Here is a 9455-nt window from a genome sequence, read left to right as displayed (position 1 = left end):
AGAAGACAAACAAAGGTTGCTTATTACTCTACTACATCTGACAGCGACTTAGTATTAGGAATATCTGCAATCAGTGTATTTCCCACAACCGACGTAGAAGGAGTTGCCAACGGTTCATTGGTTTCCAATGTGAGATTCAAGCCCGTTTCTGTGACGTTAACTTGCACGCCGGTCACCTGAATTGCAGACTGTTCAATCTGAGCCATCCACTCAGCGATCGCCGTTGCAGGCTGTTTAAAGTCTGACAATGGAGTCAAACTGTCTTTGCGTCTTATCCCTTCCATTTCTTCAGCAGCTACTTCTGCTTGGGCTGTTGTCGCCAGCATCAAGATACCACTCGTTGCCAACGCTAATCGCCATAATTGGTTCGCCATCACTCCCCACACCATCTTAAAGCCAGAAAAACTACAAAGACTACGCAGTTCAATGAGAATTTGTATCAAAAAGAATAGCGGGAGTGGAGACGTTATGACAGAGCAAATTGCGCCCAAGCCGGAATATTTTGCGCCCAAAACGGAATTATTGTATGGCAAGAGGCAGGAGGCAGGAGGTAAAACCAAACATGGCTGATGTTGAAATTTTAAAAACGTCCTAGCTAACTCTTCAACAGTTGTACATTGTGTTGCAAGTTAGAATTGGGTCACATCGTGCAAGAGGTTGGGCTAATGATTCCCCTCGTTCTGGAGATAGAGACAGCAGATATTCACCTGAGCGATGAGCAGTTTTATCGGCTCTGTCAGGTCAATCGAGATTTAAGGCTGGAACGCACTGCTGAAGGAAAATTGATCGTTATGCCGCCAACGGGATGGGAAACTGGAAACCGTAACTCTAAGTTAAACCAGCGTTTAGGCAACTGGGCAGACAGAGATGGCAGTGGCTTGGTATTTGACTCCTCAACAGGCTTTATCTTGCCTAACAAAGCCATTCGCTCGCCCGATGCAGCGTGGGTTAAACGCGATCGCTTAAAAGCATTACGCCCCGATCCCAACCGATTTTTACCACTTTGTCCAGATTTTGCGATTGAGTTGCGTTCTGCCAGTGATGATCTCGACACGCTGCAAGCCAAAATGCAAGAATATTTGGAAAATGGGATGCAATTGGGCTGGTTGCTTAACCCGTATGACCAACAAGTTGAAATTTATCGAGTCGGTCAACCAGTTGAAGTGTTGAACTCGCCCAAGAAGCTATCCGGTGAGACAGTGTTGCCTGGATTTGTTTTGCAACTCGATGGAATTTTATAGTGTGGGATGGGCATCTTGCTTGTCCACATTTTAGTGCGATCGCCGGTTGGAAAATTGCTTCGGATTCACCCCAAATGTCTTACGAAAGACTGATGCAAAACGACTCTGGCTTGTATAGCCAACTGCCTGCGCTGCCTCGCGCACGTTCATGCGTCCCTCTAGCAACATCAACTTAGCTTGCTTCATCCGATACTGGCGCAAATAGCCAAAGACAGTCGTACCAAAGAGTTGACGAAAGCCCTGTTTTAATGTACACTCGTTAATCCCTACCTGACGGGCAAGCTGCATCAAAGACAGCGGCTGATCAAAATTTTGGTGCAATAACTCTTTTGCCCAATGCAGTCGATCGACATCATCTGGCTTTAACTTAACTAGAGGCTGATTTCCTTCTTGAACTTCGATTTCTTGCTCTAAGATCAATGTCATTAGTTCTAATGCTTTGCTTTCCAGAAACATCCGCTTGGTAAATCCGTGATAAGGGCACTGCAAAATTTGCTGTAAAGCAGCATACATTCTTGGCGTTGCCTGTCCTAAACGAATGTAGTATTCTTGATCGCGAAGCAAGTGCTGAAATACAGCAGGAATTTCTCCATCTGGTTGTCCCGCAAACGAGCGAAAGATATCTGGCTCCATGTGAACGCTAACCCACTGGTCGCGTTGATTTGCATCCTGTTTCCCACGCTCTCCTGGTGCAATACCACTGCCATAAAGGTAATAGAAATTTGTCTGCGATAGATGTCGAGCAGAAGTTGGACTATCGAATCTGTATTCTAGGGGATGCTCGCGATCAGTAGAATAGGTGATGATATCGCGGTGAGACTGGTAGTTAGCGATCGCCAAAACTAACCCTTCGCGCAAGTCAATCTCTCGGACGAAACCGTGTCCTAACTGTGCGGGATATTGCCAAGTCACGTCAAATTCATCTGAAGTCAACGCAGTTCGCTCGTTTTCGGCGACTAATTCCCAATAATTATCTTGCGAAAGAGTAATTGGATGCCGATGGGATGCGATCGCCATAATTCCCGTCTCAGATTAACAGCGGTAGGCCCTTATTTTGACGCTTTTGATAACTAATGTCAATAATTTAATACGGAAAGTACTCGCCAAGAAAGAACGGCTGATTCACTGTAGTGTATTTTATCCAAGTGCCATAATTGCATCAACTGTAAGTTGTAACCCTGGAAAAAATTGTGACTGAATGCGATCGCTTCCTATATAAGTTTGGAATTGATCCTCGCGTTCAAAAAGCCACCGATGTTAAATGGCGATCGCAACTGGATGGAGAGAATCAATCACTCAATAACGATATTGCCAACACTGGTTCCCATGAAACTGTGATAATGCTGTAAAGCAGGCTAACTTTCACGTAAAAAGCTTCTTAACCACTTAATCGCTTCACTTGTTGTTTGCTCGTTTGCAATTTGGAGGCATTGCTGCACAATCTCTCTGGCTTTAGGAAAATAGCTGCTTTCTGTAATTACGTAATTTTCAGAGAGCAATCTATAAACTAATAGCTGCTTATTCTTTAACAGCCAAACCTCTGGCACTCTGTAAGGAAGATAGTCATCAATACTGGTATAACTGGTAACATCTACCTCAATGACTAAATCTGGCGGAGGATCATTAAGCCAGTCGATACGGTTTTTACCTACTACGGATCTCCAATTTTCAATATAAAAGCAAAAGTCAGGCTCAATGCCGCTAACTTGAGGCAAGCTGATGGTGATGGGCGTAAATGAGTCGTATGTGTGGTTTAAGTGGTCAAGTAAAGTTGTTACTATCAATCCTAGCAAGCTCGCATCCCTTCCATGCGCGGGTAGCGGTGCCATTAGCAAAATCTCTCCAGGTCGATATTTAATGCGAGGCGAACAGCGATCTCCAAGTAGCTGACTCAGTACTTGATAGTCTTGCCATGATCCCAACATCCTTACGACTGTGCCAGGTGGCAACTCAATTCTTTCTGGTGTAATAACAGTATGCATATTTGCCTGCTTTTATAAACTCCAGCTACACCAAAACGGTTAGTAAGGTTCATTCAAACATAGCATTGCTTAATTCCTATGATGCCAAGACACTAGTTTTCATTTCGGCTGCGATTTCTGCTTCTCTAGCGAGAAATTCAGCAAGTTGCGCTTCGAGTTCGTCGCGGACAATCTGACGATATTCGAGAAAATGTTCGTTATGCGCGCACACCGCAAGGTAATGATCCCAAACTTCTGGATTATTCTTGATAATGCTGAATAAATGATGCCAGAACTTCCAGCGCGTATTGCGCTTAATACCTTGTCGCCAACAAACAATTAACAATGCACGGATATCTACCCAACTCGGCATTTTAGCTGGGGCTTTGCATTTGGGCGCACCTAGCATTAAAAAACAGCGATAAGTACGATCTAGATACTTAACTGGATCATATAATTGCCAGAATGACTCGATATATTCCCTAGTGATTTGTTCGAGCGATCGCGTCGGGATAAAATTCATCAAAGTTGTCTGGTTAATATTGCCATCTTTGCCGCGCAAGCGTCCTTCTTTATCTAATCGATGCCATAACGCGGTATTTGGTAATGCTTGCAACATTGCAAACGTCGTCGTTGGAATCGCGGTTTGTTCAGCAAAACGAACAATGCGATCGCCTGCACCATCTTTCTCGCCATCAAAACCAATAATAAACCCTGCGATCGGTCTTAATCCAGCACGAGTAATACTTTGTACCGATTCTATTAATGAAGTGCGCGTGTTTTGAAATTTCTTCGTTAGTTGCAAGCTATCTTCATCGGGTGTTTCAATCCCCAAGAAAACCGCATCAAAGTTGCATTCCACCATCAAGTCCATCAATTCTTGATCTTGCGCCAAATCGACTGATGCTTCGGTGTTAAATCGAAATGGATACTGATGTTCTGCTTGCCAAACTTTTAATTCTTGTAACAACAACTTGACATTGCGTTTGTTGCCAATAAAGTTGTCGTCCACCATGAATACACCACGTCGCCATCCTAAACTGTAGAGATAATCCAACTCGGCTAAGAGTTGTGCTGGCGATTTTGTGCGGGGTTTACGTCCATAAAGTACAATAATGTCACAAAACTCGCACTGAAACGGACAACCACGTGAGAATTGAATCGACATCGAATCATATGCATCGAATTCTAATAAGTCGTAACGGGGAATTGGTGTTGTCGTCACATCAGGTTTTTCGCCATTTGAACGAAAAGTTCCACTCGTTTTACCCTGGGCGATCGCATCAATAAACATCGGTAGGGTGATTTCACCTTCATCCAAAATAAGATAATCTGCACCTGCATCTTCGGCTTCTTGCGGAACCGAAGTCGGGTAAGGACCACCTACCGCGACGCGCTTTCCTCGCCGTTTGGCTTCCTGAATTTGGTCAAGAAGGTCGTTTTTTTGGACAATCATTGCTGAAAGGATAACAAGATCTGCCCATTGCCATTCGGCTTCAGTGACTGGACGGATGTTGCAGTCTACTAGTTTAAACTCCCATGTTTGCGGCAAAATTGCTGCTACAGTAACTAAACCTAATGGTGGCAGCAGAACTTTACGATTCACTAATTCGAGGATTTTTTCGTATGACCAAAACGTTTTGGGAAACCGAGGATAAACTAGTAGAACTCGCATAAAATCTCTATCCCCACACAAGTTATTGTTAGTTTTATTTTCTGTTTAGCCGAGGGTTGATAAACTCAGCCTGATTGAAGGCTAATGGTTTTTTCTAGTTTTTAACTACTATACAGTTAATTTTGCGAGTGTGATATTTTTAAATTCCTAATAAAAGAGCTATAAAGTCAATGAGCCATAAAAACACGAGACTTGGTATTGGCTATCAATGTTCCTTTATAACTTTATTGCGGGGAGGAATACCACTAATTTTTAAAACATCGCTGAGGGTTGCGCAGTAGTTTGGTAAACCAAATGTTGCTGGATTGACAGCATTGCGATACGTAAAATGGCGGTAGTCCAAACAAAAGCGATCCCAAGCTGCCATTTGAATGCGGAATAACGCGATGATTGCATTCGCTAATGATAAAGTTAATGGAATCCGAAAATAAATTTTTTTATCAAAATATTGACACACTTCTTCGACGGCTTGGTTAACTGTCAGTGGTGCTTGACCGAGGACAAGCGATTGCGATTCTTTTGCCGTCGGTGGACGGTCAACTAAATATCGCACGACTTGAGCAATATCGCGTCCGTGAATAAAGTGAAAACTACCATCAGCTTGGAAGAAGCGAATCAAATCAACCCATTTTGTAACTTCGGGTAAGCCACTAGTCAGGTGCGAATACGGTTTGTTGGCGTCGCCTCCTATAACTAAAGTTGGAAACAGAATTGTCGTTTTGGATGCGATTTCCTTTTGACTTAATTGCTGGTGACAGTCGTATTTAGAACGAATGTAATCGGTACCGATTTCGCCTGCTTGTGGTAGTAAGTTACCGTTGCGATCAAGAATGCTTGCTGTGGAAAAATAAATTACCTGTTGGCATTTCGGTGACAATAAGCTGAGTAACTCTTGAGTTTTGGTAACATTAATGTCGTAAGTATCCGTACCACCCCAAGCGGTCGCGGCGAGAATTGCAGTATCAATTGTTTGCAGTAAGTCAGTATAGGCGCGAATGTTTTGCATATCACCCTGCAAAACATGAACTCCAGGGCGATAGTTTGTATCAACTTGCAGTTTCTGCGGATTTCTGACAAGTAAATATAACTCGTGACAAGTTTCTTGAATCAACGCTTCACCAATGTAATGACCAATGCAACCACTCGCACCAGTAACTAGAATCCGCTTTGCTAGGGGTGAGGAGTGAGGGGTGAGGAGCGAGGAATTGCTCTGTGCTAAATTATACATATATTTAGCAAAACATATTTAAAATACAAATGAGTATTAATAGCTATCAAGACCTTAAAGTTTGGCAATTTAGTATGAATTTGGCTGAAAAGGTTTACCATTTAACCTACCAATTTCCCAAGCAAGAGACTTATAAATTATCCAGCCAAATCCAACGTGCTGCTGTGTCGGTTCCATCAAATATAGCTGAAGGACATACAAGAGATTCGACTTTGCTAGGGGTGAGGAGTGAGGAATTGCTCTGTGCTGAATTAGAGACACAGTTAATCCTAGGAGAAAGATTATCTTATCTAGATATACAAGATTTGCAAACTGTCCTTTCAAAAACTGATGAAGTTAGTCGCATGATTAGAGGCTTACAAAAAGCTCTCAAAGCCAAACTTTAACTCTTTTCCTCGCTCCACGCTCCTCACCCCTCACCCCTCAAATTGAGATTTTTTGCTGTCTCAAAAAAGAACGCGACATTTTCTTCGGGTGTTTCGGGTAGAACACCGTGACCGAGATTCAAGATGTGTCCTTGGTTTCCGGCTTTGCGCACGGTATCGTAGATGCGATCGCGAATAAATTCTTTGGAGCCAAATAACACGCCAGGGTCAAGGTTTCCCTGCACTTTCATATTACCTAATCTGGTACGTGCATCCGCCATATCAACTGTCCAATCAACAGAAATGATATCTGCACCGGATTGTGCCATTCGTTCTAGCAAACCTGCACTACCACTGACGAGTAGAATTAAAGGTGTATCAGGGTGTGTTTGCTTGACTTGATGGAAGACACGCTGTTGATACGGTAAAGCAAACGTTTCGTAATCTTGCGGCGAGAGTTCTCCCGCCCACGAATCAAACATTTGTACAACTTGCGCCCCGCAGTCGATTTGATAGCGGACGTAAGTTGCGATCGCATCCGCTAATTTCGTCAAGAGTTGATGCAAAATTGTCGGGTCGGAGAACGCCATTCCCTTAATTTTGGAATAAGTTTTGGAACCTTTGCCTTCCACCATATAGGCAGCAAGCGTCCACGGCGCACCTACAAAACCTAACACCGCCGCTTTATTACCAACTTCTTGGCGCAGTGCTTGTAAAATTATTTTAATAAACGGTAACGATTCTTCAGGTTCAAGCGGACGCAATTGATCGACTTGTGCTTGTGTACGAATCGGTGAGGCAATGATTGGGCCTTTGCCTTCGGCGATATCCATATCTACGCCCAAGCCTGGCAAGGGTGTGACAATATCAGAAAATAGAATGACCCCATCCGGTTGAAACGCCCTCCAGGGTTGCAAGGAAACTTCAATCGCCACTTCAGGAATTTCGGAACGTTCGCGAAATGAAGGATATTTTTCCCGTAGTTCCCGATAGGCTTTCATATAGCGACCTGCTTGCCGCATCATCCATACTGGCGGACGATCCAACGTTTCGCCATGTGCTGCTCTTAATAGATAAGGAACCTGGGTAGCAACGGTCATTTATCTTTTCACCTTAAATTTATTTTTTAACCATTGTTCATTGTATCAGTGGTAATTTACCTCAACTGTTGACTAATTCGTTAAATAATAGCGTGGTGGTATAAAACAGAATGCGAGCCGCCTTGTCACTCTCAGCGTTTGGTTCATCATTCTAAATTGTGTATGTTGTGCATCTGCGTGTGAAATCTTCCAGTTTGCGGAGAAAATAGCTTATCTCAGCTTGCCATCATGAGTGTATAGATGAAATCTTTGAAGGATTATTTATGCGATTAGATGAATTTGCACAACAAGAAAGATGTTCTACATCGTTACCCTCAGCATTACAAGCGCTGTGGTATGCCAAAAAAGGAGATTGGAATCAAGCACATGAAATTGTCCAAGAGGCGAATGATGCTGATAGTGCTTGGGTTCATGCGTACTTGCACCGTCAAGAAGGCGATTTGAGTAACGCGCGTTACTGGTATCGACGTAGTCAGCGCCCTGAGTCCACTGCTTCTTTGAGTCAGGAGTGGCAAGAAATTGCAGGAGAATTACTAAAAATGACATAGGTTAATGTTTAACGAACGTTACTATGTGTAGAAAAGTTATCTCTTTGTCTAGAAGCTTAAGATGCCTTCGTTTCCATCTAGCTGGACTGGAATTCCCACGGGAAGGGCGGCGTTAGCGCCATCATGACCAAATGGCAAGTCGGAAACAATGGGGATGCCTAGATTGCCGAGGCGATCGCGTAATACTTCTTCAATCGTTAAACTGGGAATATTCGGTGGTGGTTCGCAGCGACTGAACCGCCCTAAGGCAATCCCCCGAACTTTTGTGAATGCACCGCTTAAGCGCCATTGTGTTAGTAAGCGATCAATCCGATAAGGTGCTTCTGTAACGTCCTCTAGGGCAAGAATGACACCATCTAACTCTGGTTGTATGGGTGTTCCGAGTAAATGTGTGGCAACAGTAAGGTTTGCTGGCAATAAAATACCACTTGCGCTACCACCTCCCCAACCTACACCAACAAGCGAAGTAATCGTGTGGCTTTCAACGATATCAAATAACCGCTGAATTGACCAATCGGGTTCTTTGGCTAAGGTTGTGAGTACGGGTGCATGAATGCCAGAAATACCAACTGCACTAAGACTCCACAGTAATGCTGTAATGTCAGAAAATCCAATTAGCCACTTGGGAGGAAACGCAGAACTAAAAATAAATTCTCCTAAACCCTCCTCTAAAAGTCTGGCACTACCATAACCACCTCTTGCACAGAGAATGGCGCGACATTCAGGATCTTTCCACGCATTGAGTAATTGACAACGGCGATCGCCATCTTTACCTGCTAAGTAACCCCAGCAATTATCGATGTCAGCGCTGATTTCTACACGGTAGCCGCGCTTACGCCAAATTTCTACTCCTTGATGAAATGCTTCTACTTCTCTTAATGCCCCACTCGGTGCAATTACTTGTAATAAATCGCCTGGCTTCAATAATGGTGGTAATTGGCAGCTTTTCATTTACTAAGTCAATATATGCTTTGATTCATCTTAAATTTAAACCCTAAAGTCTTAAAGTTTTGCGCCTTATACCGTTTCACTTTAAAATTACTACAAATGAGCAGCAGAGGAAGCAGGGGAGTAAGGAGAATTTATTTGTAGTTGTTATTTAGCGAAATGGTATTACTCAAATCACACTCTACCTCAGGATAGCGATCACGCCGATTAGGTTTAGTTTACTGTTTGTAAGTATTGTTGAATGTAATTCTCTGCACTGCCTGTCGTTTGATAATTTGGTTTAAATGAGCAGCAAGACAAACAGAAACCTCATCCTTTTCATTCATTACAAGTTTTAATATAACTTCATCGAAAGAACTGAGACTTTCCAGATAAAGTGTGGTACTCTT

General features: G+C 43.2%; 11 protein-coding genes. 4 read left to right on the top strand and 7 right to left on the bottom strand.

The annotated features are described in order from the left end of the window. Positions 1 to 23: 23 nt before the first annotated feature. Positions 24 to 374 carry a hypothetical protein gene (locus NIES1031_RS04985; RefSeq protein ID WP_178378046.1) on the bottom strand — a complete coding sequence of 117 codons (351 nt, stop codon included), beginning with the start codon at positions 372 to 374 and terminating at the stop codon, positions 24 to 26. 291 nt (positions 375 to 665) lie between these two features. On the opposite strand from NIES1031_RS04985, the gene NIES1031_RS04980 reads away from it, so the two are divergent. Then, positions 666 to 1241: a Uma2 family endonuclease gene (locus tag NIES1031_RS04980; RefSeq protein ID WP_073548378.1), complete on the top strand. Its 576-nt coding sequence runs from the start codon at positions 666 to 668 to the stop codon at positions 1239 to 1241. A 30-nt stretch (positions 1242 to 1271) separates the two neighbouring features. On the opposite strand, the gene NIES1031_RS04975 is transcribed toward NIES1031_RS04980, so the two are convergent. Then, a complete protein-coding gene (locus NIES1031_RS04975) occupies positions 1272 to 2258 on the bottom strand; it encodes a helix-turn-helix transcriptional regulator (protein ID WP_073548377.1) in 987 nt (328 codons plus the stop codon). Positions 2259 to 2431: 173 nt separating this feature from the next. On the opposite strand from NIES1031_RS04975, the gene NIES1031_RS24170 reads away from it, so the two are divergent. After that, positions 2432 to 2590 carry a hypothetical protein gene (locus NIES1031_RS24170; RefSeq protein WP_178378045.1) on the top strand — a complete coding sequence of 53 codons (159 nt, stop codon included), beginning with the start codon at positions 2432 to 2434 and terminating at the stop codon, positions 2588 to 2590. Between the two features lie 6 nt (positions 2591 to 2596). Here NIES1031_RS24170 and NIES1031_RS04970 read toward each other — a convergent pair whose 3' ends face one another. The 3 genes from NIES1031_RS04970 to NIES1031_RS04960 form a co-directional block, all read right to left on the bottom strand. Continuing rightward, complete coding sequence (locus tag NIES1031_RS04970; RefSeq protein WP_073548376.1) at positions 2597 to 3223, bottom strand: Uma2 family endonuclease; 627 nt, start codon at positions 3221 to 3223, stop codon at positions 2597 to 2599. A 76-nt stretch (positions 3224 to 3299) separates the two neighbouring features. Further along, on the bottom strand, positions 3300 to 4877 hold the full coding sequence (locus NIES1031_RS04965) for a B12-binding domain-containing radical SAM protein (protein WP_073548375.1): 1578 nt from the start codon (positions 4875 to 4877) through the stop codon (positions 3300 to 3302). Between the two features lie 205 nt (positions 4878 to 5082). Then, the gene (locus NIES1031_RS04960) at positions 5083 to 6105 is read right to left on the bottom strand and encodes an NAD-dependent epimerase/dehydratase family protein (RefSeq protein WP_073548374.1); all 1023 of its coding nucleotides are present in this window, start codon (positions 6103 to 6105) and stop codon (positions 5083 to 5085) included. A 29-nt stretch (positions 6106 to 6134) separates the two neighbouring features. Between NIES1031_RS04960 and NIES1031_RS04955 the strand changes: the two genes are divergently transcribed. Further along, positions 6135 to 6491: a four helix bundle protein gene (locus NIES1031_RS04955; protein WP_073548373.1), complete on the top strand. Its 357-nt coding sequence runs from the start codon at positions 6135 to 6137 to the stop codon at positions 6489 to 6491. A 23-nt stretch (positions 6492 to 6514) separates the two neighbouring features. Here NIES1031_RS04955 and hemE read toward each other — a convergent pair whose 3' ends face one another. Next, the gene (hemE, locus tag NIES1031_RS04950) at positions 6515 to 7570 is read right to left on the bottom strand and encodes a uroporphyrinogen decarboxylase (RefSeq protein WP_073548372.1); all 1056 of its coding nucleotides are present in this window, start codon (positions 7568 to 7570) and stop codon (positions 6515 to 6517) included. 263 nt (positions 7571 to 7833) lie between these two features. On the opposite strand from hemE, the gene NIES1031_RS04945 reads away from it, so the two are divergent. Next, complete coding sequence (locus NIES1031_RS04945; RefSeq protein ID WP_073548371.1) at positions 7834 to 8118, top strand: hypothetical protein; 285 nt, start codon at positions 7834 to 7836, stop codon at positions 8116 to 8118. A gap of 48 nt (positions 8119 to 8166) precedes the next feature. On the opposite strand, the gene NIES1031_RS04940 is transcribed toward NIES1031_RS04945, so the two are convergent. After that, positions 8167 to 9069, bottom strand: coding sequence for a S66 peptidase family protein (locus tag NIES1031_RS04940; protein ID WP_073548370.1), 903 nt, complete (start codon positions 9067 to 9069; stop codon positions 8167 to 8169). Positions 9070 to 9455 lie beyond the last annotated feature (386 nt).

Source organism: Chroogloeocystis siderophila 5.2 s.c.1 (genome assembly GCF_001904655.1).
Taxonomy (GTDB): Bacteria; Cyanobacteriota; Cyanobacteriia; order Cyanobacteriales; family Chroococcidiopsidaceae; genus Chroogloeocystis; species Chroogloeocystis siderophila.
This window is presented reverse-complemented; position numbering and strand designations above follow the sequence as displayed.